This is a genomic window from Bacillus sp. FSL R5-0585, from assembly GCF_038004545.1.
GTDB lineage: Bacteria > Bacillota > Bacilli > Bacillales > Bacillaceae_G > Bacillus_A > Bacillus_A cereus.
This window is the reverse complement of sequence record NZ_JBBORJ010000001.1, coordinates 1,377,357-1,403,455: the sequence shown is the minus strand read 5'-3', so window position 1 is coordinate 1,403,455 and position 26,099 is coordinate 1,377,357. Positions and strand designations below refer to the sequence as shown.

Sequence of the window (26,099 nt, the reverse complement as noted above, 5' to 3'; positions counted from 1 at the left end):
AAAAATGTCGGCAACCTTAGTTCGAGCGTTCATCTTCCGATGCGCATAGGTACGCAAGCCTATCCATTTTCATAATTTCATAAGTACATATAGTAATATGAGCTAATTTTTTAAGTGAGTTTATAAAATAATTGCTGAATGTTTCCCATTTGTCTGTATTTGACCATATGTGTATATCCCTCGATAAAAGCTCTCCCGGTCTAACATGCGTTTCACTTGTACTTTCGTAAACCGTTTCCCTTTCTCTGTGCGATAGCCTTCTGCATTCAGTCTTTCTGCCAATTGAGTTAGCGACCAATGTTTAAAAAAGTGTCGTAATTCAAATAGTCTCCGTACAACTACTGCTTTTTCCGCATCTACTTCTAGTACTTTTTGTCCTTTCTTGACTGTGTAACCAAACATCACACCGCCACCTGCATAGCCACCTTGTTCCGCTTTTTTCTTTCTACCTCGACTTAGCTTTAATGCAATCTCGAGACGTTGATATTGGTCTAATAGCTCTAGCATGCCATTTACTAAAAAATCATTTGGGTCATGTGTGTATATACTGTAATTTGGTTGTTCAATTGCTTTTACATCAACCTCATGTTTCTTTAGTTCTCGTTGTATTAACACTTTTGCCATATCAGAGCGCCATAACCGAGATGTATTTAGTACAATCACGTGGCTCACTTGTTGATACGCCAAATCTGACAATGGCTCTTGTAATCCTTCACGTTCAACTGTTAATCCATCTTCATCTACTGTCGCTCCGCTAATTCCTTTATCTTCGTATATGTGAAGCAGTTGTAATTCATTCTCGTTACAGTACCGTTCAATTTCTTCTACTTGATACGCCAAGCTGTACCCTTCACGTGCTTGTCCTTCTGTTGAAACTCGTACATAACCAACTACTTTCTCTTCCATATTGAGTCCCTTCCCGTTACAGCAATTACAATCCCTGTAACGTTTACCCGTTTTTTGCGGATAACGTGTGCATAACGTCCATCCGTTAAAACGTACTTTACGATGATTTCCAAAAATAATACAACCCTTTATTTTTTCCTCTACTATCGTCGTACGCTGTACATAGCCATTACAATCTATAAAACAACAATAAAAATTTAACACTTAATGCACTTATAAAATTATAGTGCTCTTTTAAATTTCTACGCTAAAACGCAAAAAAAACACTTGTTGCCTCTAGTTGACAATCAAGTGCTTTCAGTTCATATGTTTTTAAGTAGCATTAAATTTGTAAGTTTTATGGCAACAGTATGACACCTTTTATATGTCGTGACAACTACTACGTTAAAACTTACGAGTTTGTACGAATTCGTTAGTTTTATGTCCATTCCATGCCTTAATATTCATCATCCAGTAAAATGTCATCTCGCCTAAGCTCGTACTTCGTTTTCTATTCTATCATTGCACACAGTACTCCATGATGGTACAACCATCATGGAGTACTTACTTTCAAACACCATATATTTTTTCTATCCACATCAAAAACAAATTCGTTTTCATTCTCTTTTCTTGTCTACCTACGTATTAAACTTTAAATATCCTCATATAAAAAATAAAAAATATAATAATAATACTTATAACTTCTATTCATCATAAACAATAAATGACCTTATTCAGCTTTAAGCTAAACAAGGTCATTTATCTATATTAAAACTCTTCTTCCCATGCTTCTTTTGCATCCAATAACCTTTGTGATAAAAACTCATAAAAATTCTTTGCTGTATTGTAGTCATCAAGTCCACCTTGTCTATCCCATGCTATTACTGGGCACTCATTGTTTTCCATATTACTAGTGTCTAGACAATAAGCATATTCCCCAATATCTTCAATAACTACTAAATTCTCACTCATTCCTAAATCCCTATAACTCTCTGTTTCAATAACAACAGAAGCTATATTAGACTTAGCCACCCCTAAAATATCAACACCAAATAACCCACCAGAGCCATAATTAGTTAAAAACCACTTATAACTTTCTGGCAATTTTAACTGTAGGGTATCTTGAACATAATCAACTTGTTTTTTATCTACTCCACCAGTAAAGTCATCTGATTCCATATTTACCTTAATAAAATTGGTTAATTCCTCTTTATTCATTCAAAATTCCTCCTTTTATAATTCAGCTTTATCTATTTGTTTAGCTCTCCATCTCCAATATTTCGACCTAAAATTTTCATATTGCTTTTTTAACACAGGGTCGTTTCTAAAGCTTCCACCATTCTCCACTAAGCCATGCAATATTTTATAATATTCCTTATGCATACTACCCGGGAGCTCCACCATTGATCCGGGCTCTCTTTGAATTAAATGATGAAGTTCTATAGCAGTCCCATCTTGCCAAATTGGTGCTCTTCCTTTTTTCATCAATTGGAGATTTGTCATACCAGTTTTAGGGTCAATTCTCATATAATCAATATCTAACCTTTGAAAAACCCGTCTGCTAATATCCCTTACTTCTCCATTAACTTTAGTTGTTCCAGTATATTCTACATCCTTATAGTTTTTATATTCTTTACCCGTACCCTTACCACCATCTTTAGACTTCGCAAACTTATAATAAGCTTCTAATAATTCGCCTTGTGGTATTTTGGTTATAATAGTTCCACCAACATTAGAGAATGCATAGGAAGCCTCTTTCTTAAATGATTGTAACATTTCAAGCGTAGGCTTCAATTCTTTTGCTAGTTTTACTGCATTAGCAAATGTACTTACTCCACTTGATGCTTTTGCTCCTTTTGTGATATGGCCTACTTTATTTAGTGCCTTATCGCCTAATATTGTGGTAGCTATTTGTGTTAATCTCAGGAGTAATATAATATTTGTTTTAAAATGGTAGAAAAAGAAATCAACACTTATGAATTGTAGTTTCATTTAATAGATAACTATTATTCTGTAAGTTTTGTCGCTATATTTGAATATCAATTTACTATTATAAGTTTTGATTTACATGTGAAATTTTCAAAAAGTAAAACCTTTTAGTTTACTAAAAAACCTTGAAAGGCATTTAGCCAGTCAAGGTTTTTAACTTACTTTAAAAAATCTAATATTGAATTTACACTTTCTTCAAAACGACTTGGGTTTCTTTCTTTAATACTAGTTAATTGAGAAACAACATATTTCTGAATATCATTGTTTAATGTAGGGATGATTTTTTTATAAATATTCCTCGATGGTTCATGATTCAATATTCTTTTGTGAAGTATCTTTAACCATTCCTTAGCATGAGGAATCATCTTAGGAATAGAATTAGCTAACACTTTCAGCGAAACTTCAGAACTAACAATCTTGTCATACGACTCTATAGCATGAATTAAACCAAACATTACTTCATCATTTTCAGTTAAATCATCAAAGCCTTGACACAATACTTCTATATGGTTAACATCCTCCATTTCTAAAATATTCCCAATAGATTTTTCAAATTTTTCTACTTCATTCTCATCTCTTAATAAACGACTATTCTTTAATTCGGTAAGTTCGACTAAAATGTCCAACTTTCCCCACCTCCTATTGTCTGTCAAAAATATTTGGGTACTTTGTTTTATTTAATTTTATTACTTCCAATAGTCCTGAACGTATCTCAGGAGTGTAAAGTCCTTCTTTTATATAAATATTCCTTGCATCAATTATATCACGTGCTAAAGCGTCACGTGGTTCAAGGTTAAGATAGGCATCTAATTTCTTACCAGTCATTCCGTATGTTTCAGTTTGACGGTGCCTGCCCCCTTTCCCTGGATGAGGGTGCTCCATATTCATACTTACTCCATCATTTTTATGTACCTCTGCTTTTGTTTTCATATATTTTGCAGACGGCATATGGTGAGGAGTTATATTGTCTCCACGTGTTCCTGCATCAATTAATTCTTCATATGTTCCAACTTTCCCTTCACCTGGTAGTAAAGGATTATCTATCCCCTTAGCAACCCCCGCACTCCCAGACGTTGCTTTCTTCACATCTCCAACCTTTTTTAAATCATGAAGTTTATCAACTATTTTTACACCTTTCCCATATGGAGTCATCATCCCAACTGCTAGGAGTTTTTCACCATAGGTAGCTTCTGGGTCAAAGAGTGTGAAAAGATCACCAAAGAGAAAATCGAATCCAAACTTCGCCACACCGATTAAAAAAGGATCGAGTACTGGCCTTCTACCACCGACTGGCTGGCCAAAAATGTTATGCTCCATTTCATAATCATCGGTTTCAACTTGGAAATCCTCACCTATATTCCCTTTTATTGTACCATTTTTAATTCCTTCAAGGTATTTTTGTGTCGCTTGTATCTCATCTTTTGTAAATCTATTATTGATAGATTGATTTTCGCTGCTTATTCCTTCAAAGTCGTTATACACATTGTGCTCTAAATCTACACTTTTTCCAATACCATTGTCAGATTTCCGTATTTTTTCTTCTATAATTATTTGAATTTGCTTTGCCCATTCCATATTTAACTTTTCACTATGAAACGTCCCACTCACAGGACTAAACCCTTTCCCGCTTTGCACTTCAGCGAGTCCGGCTGTGATGCTAGCGGCTAATTGGAGGGCGGTGCTGTAGTTGTTGCTGGATGAATGATTGAATTCATATAGACGCTCTAGTTTTTCTTCCAGTTTTTTTCTCATTGCACCTAATACCGTTACAATCGCACTTACTCCGAGCATCGGTGTAAGTACTTCTATTGCTTCTATACTTGTAATCGATTGATTAATTCCCCGTATTTGTTCTCTTATTTCTTGTTCGATCACATCTGTCGAAGCAACTTTCGCTTGGAACTCGTTTGGAAATGCTTCGTTTTGGCGAATTAATTCTTCACATAAGCATATGATTCCTTGCGCTAATGGCCGGAATGTTTGGACAAGGTAGGCTTTTGCACTACTGTATGTTTGTCCTTGTAATACTGTGTCTATCGCAAAGGCATCAATAGATTGAATAGCTTGTTCCATACTTTGAATCGTAGCATTACATATAGCGTTCATACTTTGAGTTTGACTTTGTACTTCTCCCAAATACATGTTTAAACTCATGTATTGGCCTCCCTTTGTAGTTGCTGCTATTCATAGGAAAGGTCGTTTTCTTTCTCACTGAGATGCCGTTTTTCTTTAAGCAACGTCTCTTTTTCAATTTCTAATTCGAATGTAAGTTTTCTTTCATACTGTCCGATTTCTTGCCGCATATTCGTAAAAAGGTGAAACACTTCTTTGTCGCCGTGCCAAGTTTCTAGTATTCGGTTAAATAAACGATTACTTCTATTTTTCCATTCATGAAAACTAACCTCAGCTCGTTCTTGATTTTGCAGCGCAATTCGGTTTTCATTTTGTTCTTCAAATATAATTCGTAATTTTTGATTACATTGACTGATTCTCGTTTCAATTTCTTGACTCATCTTTTCTCCCTACCTTTTCCCCTTTACGTAGGTTGTTACATTATTGAAAAGTCTTTTGAAGTCCTGTATCCATTTTCTCAAATTCATTTGCTACGGAATGGATATTATCAATTGTTTGTTGAAAAGCAGTACAAAATTGTTTCGTGATCTGTAAATTTTGTTGATTTGCTTCTTGTGCCTTGAAGTTCACAGATAGTGTAGTACGCGTTGCCTTATTTATAGAGCGACTAGTAGCACTTTGCATTCTATCTGAAGCATTTCTCATTTTCGTTGCAAGTTGCGTTGCCGTATGCAAATTACTTTGAAATTCTCCCATTACTTACTCCCCTCTACCTTTTATTTACAAGAAAATTATAACACGGAAAAATATCCCAATAAACCAAATGTTCGAATTTAACATACAATTCAGCACTGTTACTGAGGATGCGAGCAACGCTTATCTATCAACATAACTGAGTCCAAAATGGATTCTACTTATACAAAAAAGATGACTTCAGCCATACTAAAGTCATCTTTTTCTACCTTATTATTTTACTAATTCTCCATTATAAGCTTTTATATTAAGCGGAGCAGTTAAAAATTGTGCTGCTTTACTAACGAAAGATGTGAAGTGTTCACTCGTATTATGGCTCGCAACTGCTGCTTCATCTTTCCATACTTCTACCATCGTATAAACACTTTCTTTTTCTGTATCTTTATATAAGTCATAAGATACATTTCCACTTTCTTCTCTTGAACCATGAATGAGTGGCTGAATTTCTTCTAAAAATGCTTGTTGTTTTGCTGGGTCTACTTGAAATATTGCGTGAATAATAATCATGGTGTTTCCCCTTTCATATTCCATATATTTCTATGACCTAATTAGATTACTTCCACTCAGCAACTTTGTCAATTGGAAGACGTACTGATTGGTAACCACTGTCAGCAGCTTTCCCGATTGAAATTAGCATTACTGGTACGTAGCGTTCTTTATCTAGTCCAAACGCTTCTGCGATTTGATCTTTCTCAAAACCACCAATTGGACAAGTGTCATAGCCGTGAGCACGAGCTGCTAGCATAAATTGCATCGCTACAAGACCACCGTCAATTAATACTGTATCTTTCATTACTTCTGGTGTAACCATAGAGAAGTAAGCTGAAAGTTTTTTCATTTGATCTTCTTTTACTTCTGCTGGCATAAGTCCACGCTCTACTGCTGTACCATAAATTTCTTCTGCGTTATCAAAGTTGTTTAAGTCACCAAATAAAGCGATCATTGCTGAAGATGTTTCTACTTGAGATTGATTGAATTTTGCAAGTGGCGCAAGTGTTGCTTTCGCTTCGTCACTTTCAATCACTACGAATCTCCATGGTTGCATGTTTACTGAAGATGGTGCAAGTGTTGCTTCTGTAAGAATTTCTGTCATTTCTTCTTTGCTAATTTTCACTGAAGGGTCGTACTTACGAATTGAACGACGTCCTGTTAAAATTTCGTTAAAATCATTTGTTTTTACTGAGTTAGTCATAGTTGTATTCTCCCTTTTTTATAATTCTTTTATATTTTCTTGAATGTGATTTAACATATTTAAAAGATTATCGCGTTCTTCCTCACTTAATCCTTTAAATGCAGATGCTGCAAAACGTTCTTTTTCCTCTTGAAATGCTTGAATTTTATTTCGTCCCTCTTCAGTAAGAGAAACTAACGTAATTCTGTTATCATCTGGATTTTTACGTCTTACAATCATTTCATTGGCCTCAAGCTGCTTTAAATGCCTTGTTATCGCAGCATTATCAATATTCACTTCTTGTTGAAGTGCTTTTTGACTAATTTCACCTACTTCATATAACTGAAGTATAAGCTCTAATCGAGACTGGCTCATACCCGTACACCCTTCAAATTTCGAACTTACTTCTTTATTTAGAAAGTGTAATTTATATAAAATAATCGCTTCTTTTGAGCATGAACTTGTCAAATTAACCCTCCTTTACAATCAAAATAAAAACATTTGATGTATCAATAGTTGATATGTCAATTAATATAATCTATATCGATTTAGAATGCAAGCATTTTGTTTTCATTTTATTTTTTCCAAATTAAGGCGCTTTGTAGCGTTACAAATAATGTTAATTGCACTATAATAATACTAATTTAAAGAACTGGAGAGTGATTGATAATGCGGCAATATACAAATAGAAATGAGGAATTGAAAATGGAAAATGAAATGAGGATATTCACAAATGACAATAATAAATATAGGGATTGTCGCGCACGTAGACGCTGGCAAGACGAGTTTGACTGAGCGTATTCTTTATGAAACGAATGTGATTAAAGAAATTGGCCGAGTAGATAGTGGTAATACACAAACTGACTCAATGGAATTAGAAAGACAACGCGGAATTACGATTAAAGCATCTGTCGTTTCTTTCTTTATTGATGCTGTAAAAGTAAATGTCATTGATACACCTGGACACGCTGATTTTATCGCTGAAGTGGAGCGATCATTCCGCGTTCTAGACGGTGCGATTTTAGTTATCTCTGCCGTTGAAGGTGTGCAAGCACAAACAAAAATTTTAATGCGAACATTACAGAAACTAAACATACCGACTATTTTATTCGTTAATAAAATTGATCGTAGTGGCGCAAACAATGAAAAAGTTATGAAACAAATAAAAGAGGTTCTTTCAAATGAAGCATTCCCCTTCTATTCTGTTCTAAACGAAGGAACGAAAGAAGCCCGGATCATTGAATACAAATCATATGACGATTGTATGGAACTGTTAGCACCATTTAATGAATCATTACTTGAATCATATGTAAATAACGAAATAATACCGGACGCACTATTAAGAGAAAAACTAGAACAGCAAATACAGCAAGCGAATGTGTATCCAATCTTTTTCGGTTCAGCAATGACTGGTATGGGCGTAACAGAACTTCTTGAAAAACTTCCGGCTCTCATTCCAGCTCTTACATCGGCACAAGAGGAACCATTATCCGGTGTTGTTTTTAAAATTGAACGTGAACCTTCTGGAGAAAAGGTTGCTTATATAAGAGTTTTTTCAGGTAGCTTACATGTTAGAAAATATGTTGATATACAGCGCGATGAGTCTCTATTCCATAAAGAAAAGATAAAAAAAATGTGCCTATTTCATAATGGAGATACCGTTCAAACTTCTACCGTTCCTAGCGGTGAGTTTTGTAAAGTGTGGGGGCTGAATGATATTAAAATTGGTGATATTATCGGTGAACGTACGGATTATATAAAAGATATTCACTTTGCCGAACCACAAATGGAAGCTGCCATTGATGCGGTACCTAAAGAGCAAATTCATAATTTATACGCTGTTCTTATGGAACTATGTGAAGAAGATCCGCTCATTAAAGTTTGGAAGGACGATGTTCATAATGAACTATATATTCGCCTTTTCGGTGAGGTACAAAAAGAAGTAATTGAAACAACACTTTATGATAAATATAACTTACAGGTTACTTTCTCAAATACGCGAGTTGTATGTATTGAAAAGCCAATTGGCATTGGGAATTCCGTTGAAGTCATGGGTGAAAAAGCGAATCCATTTTACGCAACAATTGGTTTTAAAATTGAACGTGGTGAACTTAACTCTGGCATAACGTATAAATTAGGTGTTGAGCTTGGTTCATTGCCTTTAGCATTTCATAAAGCGATTGAAGATACAGTATTTCAAACGTTAAAACAAGGATTATATGGATGGGAAGTTACAGATATTATCGTCACGTTAACACATACTGGTTATGCTAGTCCTGTTACAACAGCGAGTGACTTTAGAAATTTAACACCGATCGTATTAATGGATGCTTTAAAGCAAGCTGCAACATATGTATATGAACCAGTTAATGCGTTTGCATTAACTGTACCGGAGCAAGCAATTAGTACCGCAATGTATAAGCTCGCTGCCGTTCCAGCAACTTTTAGAGAGCCTATATTAAGTAATAACTCTTACCAGTTAACAGGATCATTACCTGTTGCGAAAACAGAGAGTTTCAAACGAATACTACATTCATTTACAGAAGGAGAAGGCATATTTACAACGAAGCCAGCTGGTTTCACAAAGCTTATGGCTCCCTTCCCTACTCGAAAACGTGTTGATTATAATCCGCTGAATCGTAAGGATTATTTACTTCATGTTTTGAAGGCTTATTAAAAGTAAAAGAGGTGCAATTCGCACCTCTTTTGCATGTATTAATAGGTTAGTTTGTCCTAACAACTTCTTTAAGTTTTCCTATTATTTTCGCTATAGCCTCAATTGAATTTTCCGTTTCATATCCCCCAACATTTACAGAATGATTTGCATTTTTGACAACTTCAATCTGTAAATTCGTTTTATGTAGCTGATCAACTTGATCTGCATTGTATTGGTGATCTTTATCCCCAATAACTAAAAGCCCTTCGTGTCGACTATGTAAGATAGAATCAAAAATTGTATCAAACGTCAGTAAAGGTGTAAGTAGCATCATTTTTGACTGCGCGAATTCTTCTCTCTTCATTAAATCATTTGCAATTGGAATTGTTCCGAGTGACTTCCCTAAAAATATAGTATCGTTGTATTGCTCAGCTTTTAATACTTCCTTCATTACAGGATTAATATCATCCATCATTATTTTTGTTACTTCTTCCATTGGTTTATTCATTACTTGTTCGTCGTAAGAATAATGAATATGTACAACATCAATTTTATGTTCAAGCATAAGCATCGTCGCGTAATAAAATAACGGCTTATCATAATTGTATCCTGAACCTGAAAACATAAAGCAAACGGTACTAGAACCTTTTTCGATATGTGTGTAATAAATTACTTTGTCATTTATATGTATCTCTTTTTTAATCCCCTTCATCCTTTTCTCCTCCGAATACATTTAATCTTGTAAAATGAAATGTTCTGTATGAACTGCTATATTCTTTACTTTCTCTTTTATAAATGCAGGCTGTAAATTATATGCATGTAACTCTTCTACCGGCACCCACTTAAACAAATATGTTCTATCCTCTTCTTCCAAAATATATTGATCCGCTCCATTTACAGGTAATTCATGTAGCTCTACTTCATAATAAAAACTAATTTCATGAAACTTTTGCTCAGAAAGTGTAAAGAAATTTTCTACTGACCATATTAATCTCTTCCCTTTAATAGGAGCAGCTAGTTCTTCTGCAAGTTCCCGTTGTAACGCATCCTCACTGTTTTCTAACATTTTCACTCTTCCGCCCGGTACGTACCAAAAATCTTCACCGTTACCTTGCAGAATAAGTATTTTATTATCCTGTTTACAAATTGCTCCGACTCGGTAATTAAAACATGTTTCCTCAACTTTAAACGTAAGATCCATCCGTAACGCCCCCTTATATAAATATCGAATTATTACAAAACAATTATGTAATTACTGTACAAATAAGGTTACTAAATTTATCCACTCCATTCAATGGTTTTTGAATTTTCTAAACTATTATTTTTCATCATTACAAGTGTATATACATATGTTACAATCATATTGCACACTAGAAAACATTATGGGGGTACGGATGGAAACGTTATTAATCCAGCAAACTGAGAAATCAAATAAGTTTTGGAAAATCGTTGTGAAAGAAAAAGACTATGTTGTGTTTTACGGAAAAATTGGCACAGCTGGCAGTGTGAAAGCGAAAGAGTTTGAAACAGAAGAAGAATGTATGAATGAAGCTAATAAACTAGTTGCTTCCAAACGTAAAAAAGGATATACAGACCCGTTGCCTGGGGAAGATTACATAAAAGAAAAAACGATAACCGAAGAAGAATTTTGGGAGCTACTTCATCGTGCAAAAACGAAAGGTGAGGACCAAGAAGAACAAATAGAATGGCTTACTTCTCACCTTGCTAAACGTACAGTACATGAAATTGTAGCTTTTGATACGCATATGCATCGCCTTTTGAAAGACTCCTATACCTCCCGTTTATGGGCAGCAGCCTATATTATTATGGGTGGCTGTTCAGATGATACTTTCGATTACTTCCGCGGATGGTTATTATATCAAGGAAAAGAGACATACGAAGCTTGTATTGAAGATCCAGAACGATTAATTCCTGTATTAGAAAATTTGAGTGAGTATGACGTCCCAGAGATTGAAGAACTTACTCTATATTTCGGGCAAGAAGTTTACATGGAGAAGACTGGGGATGAAGATGATACATACTTTACACTATACCATGTCTTAACAAATGAAGAGTTTGAGGAAGTTGATATCGAGTTAGATTGGAATGAAGACGATGAAGAAGGTTTAAAAAAGATGTTTCCTAGGCTATGGGAGATGTATGGGGAAGAACCGATTGAGTGGTAGATTTATTATTCGTGAAAAAGTGCCTTGTTTCTTTAGTAACAAAGCACTTTTTTTGATACTATATTTAAATTATCATCTTTCCACTCTCCCACCACTCCATAAAAGTCTTTAAAGAAGGAGCAACCCACGTTCTACTATCATTTTCATGGTTCCATACATATATATCATCTCTTTGTACTTTTCCATTCAAAATGGAATAGCCAAACAAATCACCATTTCCCCCATCAGCAAAAAATAATAAACAGTCAAAAGGCATGTATAAATCCTTAAAATCAACTATATTTCTCATACTCATATTTTCAGTTTTAATTTTTGAGGCAGACCATATAAAGTCACCGTATTCACCTTTTATACCGTTTGTTTCCTGTAATAATTGATATAAATCATTCGGTAACTCCACATATAAACATTTTTGTATATCAGTAAGTTCATCCTTCGTAGCTGGGTTTTTCAAGCTTAAATTTGATGAGATACTGTGAATGGTGTCTTTCCACATCACCTTTTCCTCCTTATGTGAAATCAAGCATATTCAAAGAACTCCGCTAAATTTATTGATACCATCTTTCTAACAATTCCTTCTCCCTCTCGCCTGAAATACCTGCTTTTAATTCCCATTCTTCCGTACTCTCCATCCACTCATACACATCTGTAACTGTCTCTTCTATTCTTCTAAAAGTAAGCCCTTCATTAACCGCACTTTTAATACTAATAGAAAATCCACCTCTCCACGGCTTCTTTTCCCCTTCTAATGGAAAAGTTTCCGGAAGCCATAATGGCATTTCTGTCCAAGGCTGCACATTATGTTCACTCATAAATGATTCGTCTACCCAAACAAATTCAGCATCGCTATTCGTAACCTTTTTACACGTATTTAATAGCTCTTCCATCGTCAATTCATCATTCGGACCTGTTATATTGAATGTACCTGCTTTATTATTTTCTGCCATGTTGAGTCCAAATCTCGCGACATCTTTTATATCAACTATCTGCACTGGACGATTTTTTCTTCCTGGAACTAACACGTTACCTCCTTTTGCTACACGCCCGATCCAGTATGGAAGTCGATCTGTATAATCAAACATTCCTGAAAGAAGTCCTGCTCTTACGTGTAATACACGCCCCGGCCAATACTTCTCTGCTTCTTTTTCGCATAATACTTTCAGCGGACCATAATGCTCATAAGGAGATATTTCACCATTCTCTACAGCCTTTATTTGTTCTTCCGTCGGTTCAGGTTGTAATATATAGTCTTCTTTTATGTCATGCGGAATCCAATCTTTATATACGGAAAGGCTTGAGATGAATATATAGTGTTCAATATTATCTTTAAGTACTTCTCCAACATTTCTAATATGATGTGGAGAAAATCCACATGTGTCTATGACAACATCCCACGTTCGATTTTCTAAACTTGATACATCACCATTTCTGTCACCGATAAGCTGCTCCACTTCTAGAAAAATCTCCCGGTTTGTTCCACGATTAAATAATGTAACTTCATGCCCTCTCTGTAAAGCCTCATCTACAAATGCTCTTCCTAAAAATCGTGTACCGCCTAGAATTAGAATTTTCATGGTTCTCCCCCATTCGTGATTAATAACCCTTCCTAATGTTTAACGATTTTTTATTGAGGAAAGTTACGGGGAGCGTTTAAATTTTTCTACAAGTTCACCATTACTCTTTTAAAAGTATATACTCTTTGATTAATCTCCATCTATCCTTTGCTTCTGGCACAACTTCAGAAGCCATCACCACCATCAATTCCTTCTCTGGAATACAACAAATCATATTCCCCCCATCACCCATTGCACAGTATGAAAAGATTCCATCTTCTTCTCGTAACCACCATAAGTAACCATATTGATTTGGGTTCATTTCTGTCGATTCTTTTATCCATGATTTTGATAGTATTTGTTTTCCATTATGAATACCTTCATTCAAATACATCTGTCCAAACTTAGCCATATCCCGAACCGTTAACGTTAGTCCCCAGCCGCCCGTCGAAATACCATTTGGATCGTGAACCCATCCTTTCACATCTTTTCCGAATAAGTCATCAAATCCAAATGCTTTCATATTATAGTTTGGAATTTCTCTCATGCCCAGTGGCTGAAATAAGTATTCATTCGCAAATTCACGCGCATTTTTTCCTGTTGCGTTCGTTATGATCGCTGATAGTATATGAGCTCCTGCAGATGAATATTTAAAAGATCCAATTTCTCCGCCGTTTCCTATCCTATTTAACGTATATTGTATCCAATCTTGTTGTGTACATAGTTCTTCTAACGGTTCCTGCCAGTCTACAAAAGGGTATGGAGCTGTCATTGTAAGTAGGTGTCGCACTGTTACTTCAGATGACTTTACTTTATATTCAGGGAAAAACTCTATTACTTTTTGATCAACACTTTTTATATAGCCCTTATCTATACATATTCCAATTAGCGCAGAGATTATCGTTTTTGTGACTGACGCTATATGAAATGCATCATCTAGACCGTGACCGTTATAATATCTTTCAAAAATAACATTACCTTTCCGCACTACTAACATACCATTCATATTTTTATATTCTTCTTGTATAATTTGATCTAACTTTTCAGCAGTTTTCATTATTCCTTCCCCTTTAACCTATAATTAAAAAGGTTCAATCGGTACATATATATCAACTATATGTTTATTTTCCGGGTGCTGCTTTGGATCATTTCTATATACTTCAAAAGGATACGAGTCTCTCGGTTTATATCCGCTATTTGGAAGCCACTCACCGTATAAGAAATCCCATGCTCCTTTATATTCATCTTGGCATATTTCAAAAAGTCCTACTACATACTTGCCTGAAGGTATTACCATTATTCCTATGTCGTTCGTTTCTATTGCGGACGCCTCCGGAATTGTTATACATAAACTTGTTCTTAAATGATAGTCCTCAGTAAATTCATGATGATCGTGGTAAATGGTTAATACTTTAATATCATCAAATACATGATAGTTTTGCTTAGCTGCGTAATGAAATAGTTTTTCTATCATTTTTGGAAAAGCTATAGTTAACTCTCCATATGTACCGATATGTCTTATGTATGCGACGTTTATATCGTCCGCTGTTACAATTTCAACATTTCCTCGAACCTTCTTACATTCATTGTATTGAGAAGTTCTTCTTACGTCTTTGCAATTCTTGCTATTGTCGTTTCGATATTGAGATGGACTTACGCCGTAATAATTTTTAAATGTTCGGGAGAAAACTGCTGAATCTGTGAATCCGAAGTGATATGCAATATCTGTAATCGTCATATCTGTCCGATATGTAAGTAGATGTGTTGCCCTTTCTAACTTCAATCGGTTTACATACCGTGATAATGACTCGTTTACTATCCCCTTAAAAATCCGATGAAAATGATACTTTGAAAATCCTGCTATATCAGCTAGCTCTTCAATTGAAAGTGAATCATTTATGTTTGATTCTATATAATCTTGCACTTTATAAATGCGTCGTAAGTATTCATTTCTACTTTGTTTACTCTCCATACTTTTAGCTCCTCACAACAAAAAGGCTAACTTTGTGCTAGCCTACTTTTACACATGTTTCAAAAATAAAACTCTACTCCCGCCGTTCCCATCATAATTTGTATGTACCGATACACCCTCTATCTCATCATCCCCAGCTTCAATTTGAAAGCCAATCTCCCTATGAAACTGTATCGATTTTTTATTAACCGGTGACGTGATTGCTTTTATAACTTTACGATTGTTTGCACGAGCTACATCGAAGAAATAAGAATACAATGTCGATGCGATTCCTCTTCTTCTATACTTCGGATTTACTCCAATAAAATGAACGTACGCTTCCTCTTTATGCGTTTGTGAGAAGAATCCGCATAAGAAACCTAACGTTCCTCCCTCTTCTTCAATGATAAAACTCGTTTCCTGAAAATGGACGAAGAACAATTTCGGCAACATACTAGCCATATCTCTCCCGCCCCACCATTCATTTAATACGGAATGAATCTTTTCATAATCTTCCCCTTGGATGTTTCTTACTCGCATATGTTTCTCCCTCTCACTCACTTCATTTTTTCATAAATTTTAATGACTGTTTCTACTAAAAGGATGAATACCCATATCCCGCAAAATACAAGAACAGACTGGAATAAAGAACCTAGCATAACAATACTTATTAAACCTAATTCTGGGCCTGAAATGGACATTTCATCAAATCCTATATTATGTATAAATGGACCGGTTGAAAAAGCCATTAAAATAGATGCTATTAAATAAATCACACTCATTATTTTTAATATTTTTATAGAAAGATACGAAGTTTGTTCTTGCTCCACTTGTGATAATTCGATTTCCCCGCTTGCAATTCCTTTTTGCAAACAGTCCTCACATAGAAATTCTTCCTTAATTTTTTTACTACCGTGCAATGTACCTGTAATTTCTTTACAGCGCGAACACTTTCGATTTATCATTTTGTTATCACTCCAATCTCGTAAGATTATACTTATACAATTCTATTTTTACCTTATTATTCCTTTTGTGTATTTTATAGAGAGGTGACGTGTTTTATGATATCTAAACTTATTTTTGGTTATAAAAAGCCTACTGAGCAATATGTATTACGACCTAGTTGTTATGCAATTATTTTTAACTCAACTTCTTCAAACATTGCTATTATCCAAAAAGGAGACCGTTATTTTTTACCTGGTGGCGGTATGGAAGGTACCGAAACAAAAGATGAATGCTTACATCGTGAACTACTAGAGGAATTAGGATGGGCAATTGAAATTAATCAATATATCGGTAATGCAATGCGATATTTTTATGCGGAAAAAGAAGATACATATTATTTAAACGATGGGTTCTTTTATATTGCGAACATGGTGCAGACACAAACTGAAAACTGTGAGGAAGATCATGTTTTGCGGTGGATGTCTCCTTTACTTGCTGTAGAGCTTCTCATTCATGATCATCAAAAATGGGCTGTTGAACAAGCGCTTTTATTACAAAAACCAAAAGGATCTCCTTCTATATGAAAGAGATCCTTTTTATTGTTAACTTACTTTTTTCAAATTGAGAGCTTGCTTTTGAATTTCACCCTTTTTTACAACATATAAGCCGATAAAGATTATAAGTCCACCAACGAGTTGCATCATGTTGATTTGCTCTCCGATAGTTACTGCCGCGAAGATAACTGCGAACAATGGTACAAGATACATATAAACCATTACTTTCGTTGAGCCTATTTTACTAATACCGACATACCACATTGCAAGTCCGAAGATTGTCGCGAAGACGATTGAATATGCTAGAGACCCCCAGCTTGGCATGTCTACTGGCCACGTTAATGTATTTACGTTGAATAAACAATATACAACGAGAGGTACAATTCCAATTAAAGTTGACCAAGATGTGACTCTCATTGCGGAATATTTTGTTATAAGAGGTTGCGCTAATATTGGATACCATCCCCACGCAATCGCTGCGACTAATCCAATTATGTTTCCGAGCCATGCATATTCGTAAGTAGTTCCCCCTGTATGTCCTGTTAATAAAACGAATGCTGCACCAATAAACGCTACTATTGAACCAATTTGTACTTTCATCGAAAAACGTTCTTGTTTGTGCAATACTGCTAATATCCCTGTAAAAATAGGTGACATCGCAATTAATAATGAGGCGTTCGTTGCTGAAGTATATTTCACAGATAGCATAAACATCGTTTGATACATTGTCGTACCAACGATACCGACTGCTACTAATCGTAACCAATCTTTTCTTTCAATACGTAATGAGCGTTCCATTATAAAAGTAATAAGTAATAATACCGGTGATGCTACTAAAAATCGTAAACTATTAAATTGAATGGATGACATATATGCCACTCCATACTTTCCTATTGTATAATTTGCTCCCCATACTAATGCAACTGATACTAGGAGCCATTCCATTTGCCATCGTTTCATCCGAATCTCCCCTTCCCTATTTAGCATAGTAAAATTGGCTGGATATAACACCGTCCAATTGGCTGTTTTTTTACCCAGCCAATTTGCTATACTTGATGTATATAAGAGATACGGAGGCGTTTTTTATGGAATGGAAACTAGATAACGACAGTAAAATCCCTATTTATCAGCAAGTTGTTGACTTTATTGAAAAACGTATTACATATGGGGAACTTCCTCCAGGTAGCTTCCTCCCTTCCGAACGAAAATTAGCTACACAGTTAAATGTAAACCGAAGTACAGTAACGACTGCTTATAATGAACTACGTGCCATGGGAATTGTAGAGAGTACGACTGGTAAAGGAACACGCGTGAGTACACATATGTGGGGTGTTTCTCCAACATTAACGCCGAACTGGAGAAATTTCGTAGAAGGTGGTACGTTCTTACCAAACTTACCGTTACTTCGCCATATTCGGGCAGAAGTACAACAAAATGAAAATATTATAGATTTTGCTAATGGAGAACTCGGTTGTAATCTTTATCCTCATAATCAACTACAAGCGATTTTACGTGAACAACCGTTAACGCATTCATTAAGTTACGATCATCCGCAAGGCTATCTCCCGCTAAGACAAGCGGTCGTAAAATATATGAAGGAATATTTAAAAGTTGAGGCGACTGAACAATCCATTATGATTACATCTGGCGCACAGCAAGCACTTCACCTTATCGTGCAATGTTTATTAAATCCAGGTGATGCTGTTGCTTTCGAAAGTCCTTCACACTGTTATTCCTTGCCGTTATTCCAATCAGCAGGTATTCGTATTTTCCCATTACCTGTTGATGAACACGGCATTAACCCAGATGATGTACAGGAGTTATACAGAAAGCACCGCATTAAAATGATTTTTTTAAATCCAAATTTCCAAAACCCTACGGGGACGATGCTTCATCCAAACCGTAGAAAAAAACTATTATCACTTTGCGCAGATTTACGAATTGCAATCGTTGAAGATGATCCATCTAGTTTGCTGACGCTAGAAAAGAAACAACCTTGTCCTACTTTGAAATCAATAGATGAAAACGGAACTGTCATTTATGTACATTCTTTATCAAAAATGATTGCACCAGGCTTACGAGTTGGTTGGCTCGTTGCCCCGCAGTCTGTAGTAGAAAGATTATCCGACGCAAGGCACCAAATGGAATTAGGTATGAGCATTTTCCCACAGTGGCTTATGCAACAATTTTTTGAAACTGTACCATTTCAGTCGCATATCGTACCGTTACGAAAACAACTAGCAGAAAAAAGAGACGTTATCGTCCACGCTCTAAACGAGCAACTTCATGATAAAATCTCTTTTTCAAATCCGACCGGTGGAATATACATATGGGGAAAATTAAAAGAACCGATAAACGAAAAACAACTTATTATGCAAAGTTTAAAACAAGAAATTGCTTTTATGCCAGGTAGTATTTTCGGCGCAAAAGATGGTTATATACGTTTATCTTATGGAAAAGTGAATATTAATCAAATTGAGGAAGGTATTTCTCGTTTGCGGGAGGCTATTTTGGTTTGTGAAAATAACGTGAGATAAAGCTTTCTCGTTTGACAAAAGAAAAATCTACCATTATCATCAACACGAACCTAGTTATAGGAGTGATAAAAATGAAAATTTACGTTGATGCAGATGCTTGTCCTGTAAAAGATGTGATTATCTTTGAAGCTACGAATGCAGAAATCCCTGTTACACTCGTTACTAGCTTTTCTCATTATTCTAATGCTCAGCAACCAAAAGGTGTGGAAACAATATATGTTGATTCCGGAGCAGATGCTGCTGATTACCGAATTATGCAGTTAGCAAAAAAAGAAGATTTAATCGTAACACAAGATTACGGTCTTGCTTCGCTCGCTTTAGCAAAAGGCTGTATCGTACTACACCATAAAGGCTATAAGTATACGAATGATAACATTGAACAATTGTTACAAACACGATATTTAAGTGCAATGGTTCGAAAAAGTGGTAAGCGTACAAAAGGACCTAAACCATTTACAGCAGAAGATAAAGAGAAATTTAGAGCGCTCTTTAAAAGTATGATCGCACTTTAAAAATGAATCGTCTATTTGCTAGGAAAACTTCGCAAAACAAAGAAGAGAATATCGTAATGAACATTCTCTTCTTGAGGTTTACCCGTTTAAAATGAAGGTAAATTATCTAAGTTATTTTCTTTTATTCCATCCGGTTCACTACGTATAATATCTCTGCCATACTTATGAAATACGTCCACATGAGCTAACTTCCCTGATTTCGCTTCATTAAGAGCAGTCATATAATCTAACTCTCTCCCGCTACTTGTTTTAAAAGCAATCAAATCACCTTCATCATTTTTACGAACAGCAACAATTTGTTCTGCTCCTGAAGTAACTTCCTGAGCTATTTCAAATTGAGCTTGCTCTTCCCCTTGATGTAAATAATCATTATATACTTTTTCAAAGTCTTTTTTGTCCATTAAACTCACCTCCAAAACATTTTATTAGTATGGTTGGGAGGTGTTGGTTTTATGTGCTTTTCTGTTAGAAAAACGAATTTTTAATACCTACGCAAATCCTTCAAAGTCTCCAATATATCATCTGTAAAGGCTGTACTACCCTCTGTCTCTAAAGCTCTGAAATATAAACTTCTTAAGAAAGCTCTAATATTTTGTACCAAAATATCATATTGAGGATGCGGGATGTCTTCAACAATTGCTATGCTATGTAGCCAATTGCTCCACTCTTCTTCAGTTAAAAGATTTTGGTTACGTAACGACATAATTGGTGCTACTAATCTCTCATCCTCAAAGTGAATGTATACGTAGTCATGTAAGCGTACCTTCTGACGAACAGCTGCAAGAATCGCATACGAAAATTCCCGATTTTGGATTGTACGTGCTAACGCATCAAGCGCATCTGCTGCATGTGCAGTAGAGTGTGCCCAGCCTTTTCCTTCTACGTAACCTCTTACATCTTCTTCTAAATATACATATTCCAGCACTTGTTCTGCTACACTGTACAGTTGTTCTTCGGATAACAACGGTTCTCTTTCATGAACAGATAAAATAAGTGGTGGAATTAATACGGAGAATGCACGTTTAAATACAGAGTCTGTTCCCTTTTCACCAATTTTATAAAATAAATAATCAGGGCTAATTGCTTGTAGCATTAACCCTCGTAATTCTTTTTGTCTAAACACATCATTTGTAATCCATGTATGAAGCGTACTATAAATTAAATCATCACGTAATTCAGCATCTGGTGATCCGATATAATCTAGCATCCACTGCGCATATGGATATGCATCTACGTCTTCTGGTACAGCATAATTATTATTTTTAATTTGTAGTAGTTCTTCTTTTAGTTCTAGTACTTCTGTCATTTTTTTATCCCCTTTAAATTTCTCTTCCTAAATTATTCCCTATTAGTATCATAAAATTAAACCCATTCTTAACGCAATATAAAATGGAATCATTAATTATCTTCACTATGTAACAGTTCTTCCAATGTTGCTTTAACTTCTTCTTCTAATTCATTAATCGTTCCGCTATAAAGTGTTCCTATGCTACTACTTTTCCGATATCCTTGGTAATAATACCAAAGCGAAATAGTACAGACTTCCCATGATTTTGAAGCATCATATTCAAAATTAATTTCTGATCTATATTCATACTCTAAACAATTCTTAGATGTTAGTTCTTCTAATTCATCACCGTCTATATCTCTTTTAATTGACAGCTTCAAATTTAATTTACCATTTTGCGCAAAACGTTCTTCATATATTTTTTGATACTTACTGCAAATGTCTTCACTTATACTCTCTAGTTCCATTATTTTTTGTTTTAACTGTTCATTTATCTGTTCATTTTTGATTTCTAAATATTGTCCATCCTTCTCTTCATTCACTTTATTATTTTTTTGAAACCATCTAAACAAATGTTCATTCCCCCTATATAAACTGTATTAATGTCTTTTAAATAGAACTACTGGATCATCAAATTTACTATTTTCAAATAAAACATCTGCAAGTTCTTTCGGATTATGCTCATCTATATACATTTTACAAGCCGCGTGATACCTGTTTAAAAACATCTTCTCTGCTTCTTCATAACTTCCAAAAGCTTCAGCTTCCCGCTTAGCACCACGTTTTCTCGCAATCTCAAAATCTGTATCTACAAAGATTTTGTAATCAAATAAATGCGCAACGTCTTTTTTCAATAGAAACGTTCCATCTACTATTAATATCATATTTTTCGTGGCCAATAGCGGCTCATTATGTACAGGCATATCCGTTATTAAGTTATGAGAAATCGTTTCATATTGTAAATTCCCGTTAGGTCCTAAAGGCATTAATAATCTTTCTTTGAAAGCTGTATAATCGTGTGCATCTTCATAATACCCTCTTGCAGATTCTTTTCCTTTTGCATAGCGAATCACTCTTGGATTATGAAAATCATCAATGCTGGCGCGTGTTACTGGTAATCCTCGTTTTTTTATTTCTTCCGCTAGTTCGTTTGCAAATGTTGTTTTTCCTGAGGCTGTAATACCGCTTACTCCAACTCTTATTGGATAGGTTAAGTTTAGCTTTACAATATGATCTGCAATTTCTTTGATTCGTTGTTTTCGGTTCATGATATCTCCCTTTATAATCGGTTTACATAATATAATTATAAGTAACAATTCATGTCACTATTTGTCGGTAAATCGATATCCTTTGTCGAATCGTTGATATATTTTAAGTTATGATAGATATATTTGAAAAATCGTTGATATATTATTAGCTTACTTCCCCTTAACCCCCCGATATAAGGCCGTCCGTAACTCTTGCTTATACTCTTCAATTTCTGGCATTTCGAGTTCTTCTGCTAATCTGATAGCTAATTCAATATCATACGGTACTCGTACAAGTTGAATAGAAAAGCTCGCTGCTTCTTTTTCATTGTAAGTTCCTTCAAATATTAAATAGGAAGCTTGTGTTATTTCAAGTGGGTTTCCTACGCTACCGGCATTACATAACGTTTTCCCTCTGAAATTTTGAACGAATGCTTGGTGAACGTCACCGTAACAAACGACATCTGGTTTTCTTTCCCCTTCTATATTTTCCGTCAGATCACTATTTTCGAACATACTAATACGTTCTTCTCTTGAAGCGTGTGGTTGAATTCTTTCATATAAACTTCTCGGTGAAGCGTGAAACATACGAATGAATTTCCCACTCATATAAAACTCGATTGAAAATGGTAAGTTTCTTAAATAGTCATTTTGTTCTTCCGATAATTGTTTTTGATGCCATTTCAATGCTTCAAATTCAGTCGGCTTTGTAATAAAATCATCCCAGTTTCCCATTACGACTACTTCACATTCTTTACGAATGATTTCAATTGCTTCACTGGAATGAGGTCCTTTTCCTACTAAATCTCCAAGGCAAATAATGCGCTCGATTCCTCTTAATTTAATATCATTCAACACGGATTCTAATGCTTGAATATTACCGTGAATATCTGAAATTACTGCTATTTTATCCATATAAATTACTCCTTTATTTATTAAATTCGCTTGATTGATACCATTTTGGAATATAAGATGAAAAATGAATATGATCTTCTAAAATTCCATTTAATCTTTCCTTCATATCATCTACTAAATGCGGTGTACTTCGATTCGTCCAAACGATATCCGCTGGGAATGTCATCGCGACGTACAATGTATACAGTTTCCAAAAATGAAGCGATGGTTCGCCTCCGAAATAACCGTGAACTTGTCCAACCGCAAATGGTTTACTTATTCTTATAGTAAAAATCGCTACGTTATAAAAATCGTGTATTGGATCACCAAAATCATATCCACCAAAATCGATAACGATAAATTCCTTATTATGAATCATGCTATTTGCTGGATGGAAGTCATCATGTAAAAATCTTATTGGACGATTTTCCAATAAATCTTTATGATTTTCTACAAAGGTTAATACTGGCTTCAAATCCAGAAAATTCACCTCGTAATCTGTTAGTGCCTCTATGTATCTTTCGTATTTATTCCATCTAGATGTTTCCCATTTATTACTTGCACTTTCTCTTTCAATTGAGTGAATCCTCTTTAATACTTCCCCTGCTTTTCTTCCTGCCATATACTGTTCTTCCACCGATAACTTCGTTAAACCTTCTTCACCATTTATACCTCGGGTCCATTCAAATACTTGAACACATTTATTTAATTTCTCAAGTATTATGAAATGAATTAACTTGGGTGTTGGAATATGTAATGACTCTAATTGTTTCATATACGTATATTCTTCTTGTTTACGTTCAAAATGAACAGCATCACATACTTTTACAAAATAGGTTTCTTGATTCTTTAATTCAATTTTATACTTCTCTTCATGTGAAAAACCTTTTGAAATAGCTGTACACGTTGCAATACGAGGCCATTCTAGTATTCTCTCTATCTCTCTAAGCATTTCTTCCACAACGTTCACCTCTATTAATATATGTACAAACTACCTAGCACTTCATGCTCTCGTTTATTTCCACCTTTAAACTCTACTGCAAATGGATATTCGCCATTCTTATTCAAATGTTCTAGTACTAGCCCTTCTCCAATCGGTTCACAAAACTGCACATGAATATCTCCAAATACTACACTTTGACTCTCAGCATTCCATTTTTCATTTTTCACAACTGAGCTTGTAGATAGTCCCATTACTTTTTTCCATTTCCGTACTGTTTCTCGAACGTTTTTTACTGCGTAATGAATCGTTTCAATTTGTTGCACTTTGTTTTTATGTTCAGTAATCGTCCCACTGTTACGTAAATCGTTTCTTCTTTCTTCGTCCGTTTCATTCCACTGTATAAAGAAAGGTAATTTCGGTCCGTTCTCTTCTTGCTTAACGAATAACATTTTCCATTCTAAAAGTCGGCCATCTTTTCTCATACGTTTCCCTTCAAATGGCCCTATCGTATGTAAGCCGTACTTATTAAAGTTAACTGCTAGCTCCTCAATTGCATCTGTTCGGATCGCGATTTGTAGCATTCCTTCTCCATTTTGTAGTTTCACCACTGTTTCTTGTACTAATGGATTTTCTGCTTCTTTCGCTTTTTCTTCATGTTGAACTGCTAAAAATTCTATATATGATAAATCAAAATAATTTAAACTATTCCAAGTACCCCAATTCGTATGCTCTCCGCCTAATACAGTATGAAATCCAAGTTCCTGCATTTGTTTTGCCGCTTCCTCCGGTGTACCATGAACTGCGTGAACGAGATGATCAAATCGTAACATGTCTTTCTCCCCTTTCTCTCCATCCTTTTATTGTATATTTTATTTTTCTTTCATTCAATTCAAAAACTTTAAAACCTAGTTGATTTATACGATTAATATGTATTATAATGAAACAAATTTAATTATTGCTGATTGGAAAAACCAAAGGCACTTTTCTCATACGGGAAAAGTGTCTTTTTCATTTATTATTACAGGGGGATTATTTATGCAGAAATTAATTGTCTTTGCTATTATTGGATTTTTCGCTCAATTGATCGATGGAGCACTTGGAATGGCGTATGGAGTAACGTCTTCCTCTTTATTATTAATGTTTGGTATTGCACCAGCTGTTGCATCTGCATCAGTTCATTTAGCTGAAGTCGTTACAACTGCAGCTTCCGGCGCATCTCATATCAAATTTGGAAACATTGATAAATATACAGTTTCCAGGCTTACATTACCTGGGGCAATCGGCGCATTTGTTGGGGCATGTTTTTTAAGTAATTTGCCCGGAGATGTAATCAAACCATACATTTCCGTATTTTTATTTACTTTAGGGGTTTATATTTTATTACGATTCATCATTCAAAAACAAATTGTCACTTCAAATAAGCGTATGTCTGCAAAACAACTTGTGCCGCTTGGTTTATTCGCTGGATTCGTTGATTCAACTGGTGGCGGTGGTTGGGGGCCCATTACGACACCTGTTCTTCTAGCAAGAGGAAATGAAGCTAGAAAAGTTATTGGATCTGTAGATACGAGTGAATTTCCTGTTTCACTTGCTGCAACAATCGGCTTCTTCATCTCACTTGGCTGGGAACAAGTAAGCTGGGTTTGGGTATTTGCGTTAATGCTTGGCGGTATTGTCGCAGCTCCAATTGCTGCATGGTTAGTCCGCATCGTTCCACCCCATTTACTTGGCGTATTAGTTGGTGGTCTTATTATCTTTACAAATATTCGTACACTGCTTACTACATTTAAAGTGGATCCAACTATTATTTCACTTTCTTACGTTGCAGTTGGTCTTGTCGTTATTATTTCTATTTTCATTGCTGTTCGAAATCATTCCAATCGCCCTCACGCATCAACGGCTGAGTATCCAAATGATCAGAAGCAAATGCTACCATAACTATAAAAAAATACCGCTCAATTT

32 protein-coding genes and 1 pseudogene are annotated in these 26,099 nt (G+C 35.2%); 6 read left to right on the top strand and 27 right to left on the bottom strand.

Translation table 11 applies throughout. The annotated features are described in order from the left end of the window. Positions 1 to 120: 120 nt before the first annotated feature. The 11 genes and pseudogenes from MKY38_RS07290 to MKY38_RS07245 all read right to left on the bottom strand — a co-directional run bounded on the left by MKY38_RS07290 (position 121) and on the right by MKY38_RS07245 (position 7,339). Positions 121 to 906 carry a recombinase family protein gene (locus MKY38_RS07290; protein ID WP_341048550.1) on the bottom strand — a complete coding sequence of 262 codons (786 nt, stop codon included), beginning with the start codon at positions 904 to 906 and terminating at the stop codon, positions 121 to 123. A gap of 747 nt (positions 907 to 1,653) precedes the next feature. Beyond that, positions 1,654 to 2,103: an SMI1/KNR4 family protein gene (locus tag MKY38_RS07285; protein ID WP_070179869.1), complete on the bottom strand. Its 450-nt coding sequence runs from the start codon at positions 2,101 to 2,103 to the stop codon at positions 1,654 to 1,656. A gap of 15 nt (positions 2,104 to 2,118) precedes the next feature. Beyond that, entirely contained in the window at positions 2,119 to 2,388 is a 270-nt protein-coding gene (locus MKY38_RS29270; RefSeq protein ID WP_269667704.1) for an HNH/ENDO VII family nuclease, read from the bottom strand. Positions 2,389 to 2,451: 63 nt separating this feature from the next. Then, positions 2,452 to 2,805: pseudogene (locus MKY38_RS29265) on the bottom strand (T7SS effector LXG polymorphic toxin); the annotation flags it as partial. A gap of 227 nt (positions 2,806 to 3,032) precedes the next feature. After that, a complete protein-coding gene (locus tag MKY38_RS07275) occupies positions 3,033 to 3,500 on the bottom strand; it encodes an Imm30 family immunity protein (RefSeq protein ID WP_000353837.1) in 468 nt (155 codons plus the stop codon). 13 nt (positions 3,501 to 3,513) lie between these two features. Then, a complete protein-coding gene (locus MKY38_RS07270) occupies positions 3,514 to 5,028 on the bottom strand; it encodes a T7SS effector LXG polymorphic toxin (protein ID WP_170965423.1) in 1,515 nt (504 codons plus the stop codon). 26 nt (positions 5,029 to 5,054) lie between these two features. Further along, the gene (locus tag MKY38_RS07265; RefSeq protein WP_341048544.1) at positions 5,055 to 5,387 is read right to left on the bottom strand and encodes a DUF3958 family protein; all 333 of its coding nucleotides are present in this window, start codon (positions 5,385 to 5,387) and stop codon (positions 5,055 to 5,057) included. A 40-nt stretch (positions 5,388 to 5,427) separates the two neighbouring features. Then, positions 5,428 to 5,703, bottom strand: a complete 276-nt coding sequence (locus MKY38_RS07260; RefSeq protein ID WP_000503639.1) for a TIGR04197 family type VII secretion effector — start codon at positions 5,701 to 5,703, stop codon at positions 5,428 to 5,430. A gap of 210 nt (positions 5,704 to 5,913) precedes the next feature. Then, positions 5,914 to 6,207: a putative quinol monooxygenase gene (locus MKY38_RS07255; protein ID WP_000583805.1), complete on the bottom strand. Its 294-nt coding sequence runs from the start codon at positions 6,205 to 6,207 to the stop codon at positions 5,914 to 5,916. A gap of 46 nt (positions 6,208 to 6,253) precedes the next feature. Continuing rightward, positions 6,254 to 6,892 (bottom strand): nitroreductase family protein, encoded by a 639-nt coding sequence (locus MKY38_RS07250; RefSeq protein WP_000185390.1) that lies wholly within the window; start codon positions 6,890 to 6,892, stop codon positions 6,254 to 6,256. Positions 6,893 to 6,910: 18 nt separating this feature from the next. Continuing rightward, a complete protein-coding gene (locus MKY38_RS07245; protein WP_000204172.1) occupies positions 6,911 to 7,339 on the bottom strand; it encodes a MarR family winged helix-turn-helix transcriptional regulator in 429 nt (142 codons plus the stop codon). A gap of 265 nt (positions 7,340 to 7,604) precedes the next feature. Here MKY38_RS07245 and MKY38_RS07240 point away from each other — a divergent pair, with 265 nt between their 5' ends. Further along, positions 7,605 to 9,548: a translation factor GTPase family protein gene (locus MKY38_RS07240; protein ID WP_341048541.1), complete on the top strand. Its 1,944-nt coding sequence runs from the start codon at positions 7,605 to 7,607 to the stop codon at positions 9,546 to 9,548. A gap of 46 nt (positions 9,549 to 9,594) precedes the next feature. On the opposite strand, the gene MKY38_RS07235 is transcribed toward MKY38_RS07240, so the two are convergent. After that, positions 9,595 to 10,239 carry an alpha/beta family hydrolase gene (locus MKY38_RS07235; protein ID WP_065224576.1) on the bottom strand — a complete coding sequence of 215 codons (645 nt, stop codon included), beginning with the start codon at positions 10,237 to 10,239 and terminating at the stop codon, positions 9,595 to 9,597. A gap of 21 nt (positions 10,240 to 10,260) precedes the next feature. Then, positions 10,261 to 10,728, bottom strand: a complete 468-nt coding sequence (locus MKY38_RS07230; RefSeq protein WP_065224577.1) for an NUDIX hydrolase — start codon at positions 10,726 to 10,728, stop codon at positions 10,261 to 10,263. 193 nt (positions 10,729 to 10,921) lie between these two features. Here MKY38_RS07230 and MKY38_RS07225 point away from each other — a divergent pair, with 193 nt between their 5' ends. Then, on the top strand, positions 10,922 to 11,713 hold the full coding sequence (locus tag MKY38_RS07225) for a DUF4240 domain-containing protein (protein WP_341048537.1): 792 nt from the start codon (positions 10,922 to 10,924) through the stop codon (positions 11,711 to 11,713). A 64-nt stretch (positions 11,714 to 11,777) separates the two neighbouring features. On the opposite strand, the gene MKY38_RS07220 is transcribed toward MKY38_RS07225, so the two are convergent. From MKY38_RS07220 to MKY38_RS07195, 6 genes are all read right to left on the bottom strand, one after another. Continuing rightward, positions 11,778 to 12,209, bottom strand: coding sequence for an SMI1/KNR4 family protein (locus MKY38_RS07220; RefSeq protein ID WP_070179876.1), 432 nt, complete (start codon positions 12,207 to 12,209; stop codon positions 11,778 to 11,780). 52 nt (positions 12,210 to 12,261) lie between these two features. Further along, positions 12,262 to 13,287, bottom strand: a complete 1,026-nt coding sequence (locus MKY38_RS07215; protein WP_341048534.1) for an SDR family oxidoreductase — start codon at positions 13,285 to 13,287, stop codon at positions 12,262 to 12,264. 100 nt (positions 13,288 to 13,387) lie between these two features. After that, positions 13,388 to 14,323, bottom strand: a complete 936-nt coding sequence (locus MKY38_RS07210) for a serine hydrolase domain-containing protein (RefSeq protein ID WP_341048532.1) — start codon at positions 14,321 to 14,323, stop codon at positions 13,388 to 13,390. A gap of 24 nt (positions 14,324 to 14,347) precedes the next feature. Continuing rightward, positions 14,348 to 15,238, bottom strand: a complete 891-nt coding sequence (locus MKY38_RS07205; RefSeq protein ID WP_341048530.1) for an AraC family transcriptional regulator — start codon at positions 15,236 to 15,238, stop codon at positions 14,348 to 14,350. A gap of 48 nt (positions 15,239 to 15,286) precedes the next feature. Continuing rightward, the gene (locus tag MKY38_RS07200) at positions 15,287 to 15,757 is read right to left on the bottom strand and encodes a GNAT family N-acetyltransferase (protein WP_063536727.1); all 471 of its coding nucleotides are present in this window, start codon (positions 15,755 to 15,757) and stop codon (positions 15,287 to 15,289) included. Positions 15,758 to 15,774: 17 nt separating this feature from the next. Next, positions 15,775 to 16,182 (bottom strand): DUF3980 domain-containing protein, encoded by a 408-nt coding sequence (locus MKY38_RS07195; protein ID WP_341048527.1) that lies wholly within the window; start codon positions 16,180 to 16,182, stop codon positions 15,775 to 15,777. 96 nt (positions 16,183 to 16,278) lie between these two features. Between MKY38_RS07195 and MKY38_RS07190 the strand changes: the two genes are divergently transcribed. After that, positions 16,279 to 16,746: an NUDIX hydrolase gene (locus MKY38_RS07190; RefSeq protein ID WP_000623966.1), complete on the top strand. Its 468-nt coding sequence runs from the start codon at positions 16,279 to 16,281 to the stop codon at positions 16,744 to 16,746. Positions 16,747 to 16,764: 18 nt separating this feature from the next. On the opposite strand, the gene MKY38_RS07185 is transcribed toward MKY38_RS07190, so the two are convergent. Next, the gene (locus MKY38_RS07185) at positions 16,765 to 17,676 is read right to left on the bottom strand and encodes a DMT family transporter (protein WP_065224585.1); all 912 of its coding nucleotides are present in this window, start codon (positions 17,674 to 17,676) and stop codon (positions 16,765 to 16,767) included. Between the two features lie 125 nt (positions 17,677 to 17,801). On the opposite strand from MKY38_RS07185, the gene pdxR reads away from it, so the two are divergent. Together pdxR and MKY38_RS07175 are read left to right on the top strand one after the other, a co-directional pair. Then, positions 17,802 to 19,253 carry a MocR-like pyridoxine biosynthesis transcription factor PdxR gene (gene pdxR, locus MKY38_RS07180; RefSeq protein WP_065224586.1) on the top strand — a complete coding sequence of 484 codons (1,452 nt, stop codon included), beginning with the start codon at positions 17,802 to 17,804 and terminating at the stop codon, positions 19,251 to 19,253. A gap of 71 nt (positions 19,254 to 19,324) precedes the next feature. After that, complete coding sequence (locus tag MKY38_RS07175; protein WP_000708768.1) at positions 19,325 to 19,765, top strand: YaiI/YqxD family protein; 441 nt, start codon at positions 19,325 to 19,327, stop codon at positions 19,763 to 19,765. An 86-nt stretch (positions 19,766 to 19,851) separates the two neighbouring features. On the opposite strand, the gene MKY38_RS07170 is transcribed toward MKY38_RS07175, so the two are convergent. From MKY38_RS07170 to MKY38_RS07140, 7 genes are all read right to left on the bottom strand, one after another. After that, entirely contained in the window at positions 19,852 to 20,166 is a 315-nt protein-coding gene (locus tag MKY38_RS07170; protein ID WP_000358161.1) for a DUF3892 domain-containing protein, read from the bottom strand. Between the two features lie 80 nt (positions 20,167 to 20,246). Then, positions 20,247 to 21,071, bottom strand: a complete 825-nt coding sequence (locus tag MKY38_RS07165) for a DUF2785 domain-containing protein (protein WP_070179881.1) — start codon at positions 21,069 to 21,071, stop codon at positions 20,247 to 20,249. A 92-nt stretch (positions 21,072 to 21,163) separates the two neighbouring features. Further along, positions 21,164 to 21,625 carry a hypothetical protein gene (locus MKY38_RS07160; protein ID WP_000490271.1) on the bottom strand — a complete coding sequence of 154 codons (462 nt, stop codon included), beginning with the start codon at positions 21,623 to 21,625 and terminating at the stop codon, positions 21,164 to 21,166. 27 nt (positions 21,626 to 21,652) lie between these two features. Then, positions 21,653 to 22,321, bottom strand: a complete 669-nt coding sequence (locus MKY38_RS07155) for a uridine kinase (RefSeq protein ID WP_078384917.1) — start codon at positions 22,319 to 22,321, stop codon at positions 21,653 to 21,655. 150 nt (positions 22,322 to 22,471) lie between these two features. Beyond that, positions 22,472 to 23,215, bottom strand: coding sequence for a metallophosphoesterase family protein (locus MKY38_RS07150; protein ID WP_341048523.1), 744 nt, complete (start codon positions 23,213 to 23,215; stop codon positions 22,472 to 22,474). A 13-nt stretch (positions 23,216 to 23,228) separates the two neighbouring features. Next, the gene (locus MKY38_RS07145) at positions 23,229 to 24,155 is read right to left on the bottom strand and encodes an aminoglycoside phosphotransferase family protein (protein WP_065224591.1); all 927 of its coding nucleotides are present in this window, start codon (positions 24,153 to 24,155) and stop codon (positions 23,229 to 23,231) included. Positions 24,156 to 24,169: 14 nt separating this feature from the next. Continuing rightward, a complete protein-coding gene (locus tag MKY38_RS07140; RefSeq protein WP_065224592.1) occupies positions 24,170 to 24,967 on the bottom strand; it encodes a VOC family protein in 798 nt (265 codons plus the stop codon). Positions 24,968 to 25,172: 205 nt separating this feature from the next. On the opposite strand from MKY38_RS07140, the gene MKY38_RS07135 reads away from it, so the two are divergent. Further along, a complete protein-coding gene (locus MKY38_RS07135; RefSeq protein ID WP_341048519.1) occupies positions 25,173 to 26,075 on the top strand; it encodes a sulfite exporter TauE/SafE family protein in 903 nt (300 codons plus the stop codon). Positions 26,076 to 26,099 lie beyond the last annotated feature (24 nt).

Bases quoted from the DNA above. Each gene is read 5' to 3' on its own strand.
- MKY38_RS07290 (WP_341048550.1), bottom strand. From the start codon at position 906: ATGGAAGAGAAAGTAGTTGGTTATGTACGAGTTTCAACAGAAGGACAA.
- MKY38_RS07285 (WP_070179869.1), bottom strand. From the start codon at position 2,103: ATGAATAAAGAGGAATTAACCAATTTTATTAAGGTAAATATGGAATCA.
- MKY38_RS29270 (WP_269667704.1), bottom strand. From the start codon at position 2,388: ATGACAAATCTCCAATTGATGAAAAAAGGAAGAGCACCAATTTGGCAA.
- MKY38_RS07270 (WP_170965423.1), bottom strand. From the start codon at position 5,028: ATGAGTTTAAACATGTATTTGGGAGAAGTACAAAGTCAAACTCAAAGT.
- MKY38_RS07265 (WP_341048544.1), bottom strand. From the start codon at position 5,387: ATGAGTCAAGAAATTGAAACGAGAATCAGTCAATGTAATCAAAAATTA.
- MKY38_RS07260 (WP_000503639.1), bottom strand. From the start codon at position 5,703: ATGGGAGAATTTCAAAGTAATTTGCATACGGCAACGCAACTTGCAACG.
- MKY38_RS07255 (WP_000583805.1), bottom strand. From the start codon at position 6,207: ATGATTATTATTCACGCAATATTTCAAGTAGACCCAGCAAAACAACAA.
- MKY38_RS07250 (WP_000185390.1), bottom strand. From the start codon at position 6,892: ATGACTAACTCAGTAAAAACAAATGATTTTAACGAAATTTTAACAGGA.
- MKY38_RS07240 (WP_341048541.1), top strand. From the start codon at position 7,605: ATGACAATAATAAATATAGGGATTGTCGCGCACGTAGACGCTGGCAAG.
- MKY38_RS07235 (WP_065224576.1), bottom strand. From the start codon at position 10,239: ATGAAGGGGATTAAAAAAGAGATACATATAAATGACAAAGTAATTTAT.
- MKY38_RS07230 (WP_065224577.1), bottom strand. From the start codon at position 10,728: ATGGATCTTACGTTTAAAGTTGAGGAAACATGTTTTAATTACCGAGTC.
- MKY38_RS07225 (WP_341048537.1), top strand. From the start codon at position 10,922: ATGGAAACGTTATTAATCCAGCAAACTGAGAAATCAAATAAGTTTTGG.
- MKY38_RS07220 (WP_070179876.1), bottom strand. From the start codon at position 12,209: ATGTGGAAAGACACCATTCACAGTATCTCATCAAATTTAAGCTTGAAA.
- MKY38_RS07215 (WP_341048534.1), bottom strand. From the start codon at position 13,287: ATGAAAATTCTAATTCTAGGCGGTACACGATTTTTAGGAAGAGCATTT.
- MKY38_RS07210 (WP_341048532.1), bottom strand. From the start codon at position 14,323: ATGAAAACTGCTGAAAAGTTAGATCAAATTATACAAGAAGAATATAAA.
- MKY38_RS07205 (WP_341048530.1), bottom strand. From the start codon at position 15,238: ATGGAGAGTAAACAAAGTAGAAATGAATACTTACGACGCATTTATAAA.
- MKY38_RS07200 (WP_063536727.1), bottom strand. From the start codon at position 15,757: ATGCGAGTAAGAAACATCCAAGGGGAAGATTATGAAAAGATTCATTCC.
- MKY38_RS07195 (WP_341048527.1), bottom strand. From the start codon at position 16,182: ATGATAAATCGAAAGTGTTCGCGCTGTAAAGAAATTACAGGTACATTG.
- MKY38_RS07190 (WP_000623966.1), top strand. From the start codon at position 16,279: ATGATATCTAAACTTATTTTTGGTTATAAAAAGCCTACTGAGCAATAT.
- MKY38_RS07185 (WP_065224585.1), bottom strand. From the start codon at position 17,676: ATGAAACGATGGCAAATGGAATGGCTCCTAGTATCAGTTGCATTAGTA.
- pdxR (WP_065224586.1), top strand. From the start codon at position 17,802: ATGGAATGGAAACTAGATAACGACAGTAAAATCCCTATTTATCAGCAA.
- MKY38_RS07175 (WP_000708768.1), top strand. From the start codon at position 19,325: ATGAAAATTTACGTTGATGCAGATGCTTGTCCTGTAAAAGATGTGATT.
- MKY38_RS07170 (WP_000358161.1), bottom strand. From the start codon at position 20,166: ATGGACAAAAAAGACTTTGAAAAAGTATATAATGATTATTTACATCAA.
- MKY38_RS07165 (WP_070179881.1), bottom strand. From the start codon at position 21,071: ATGACAGAAGTACTAGAACTAAAAGAAGAACTACTACAAATTAAAAAT.
- MKY38_RS07155 (WP_078384917.1), bottom strand. From the start codon at position 22,321: ATGAACCGAAAACAACGAATCAAAGAAATTGCAGATCATATTGTAAAG.
- MKY38_RS07150 (WP_341048523.1), bottom strand. From the start codon at position 23,215: ATGGATAAAATAGCAGTAATTTCAGATATTCACGGTAATATTCAAGCA.
- MKY38_RS07140 (WP_065224592.1), bottom strand. From the start codon at position 24,967: ATGTTACGATTTGATCATCTCGTTCACGCAGTTCATGGTACACCGGAG.
- MKY38_RS07135 (WP_341048519.1), top strand. From the start codon at position 25,173: ATGCAGAAATTAATTGTCTTTGCTATTATTGGATTTTTCGCTCAATTG.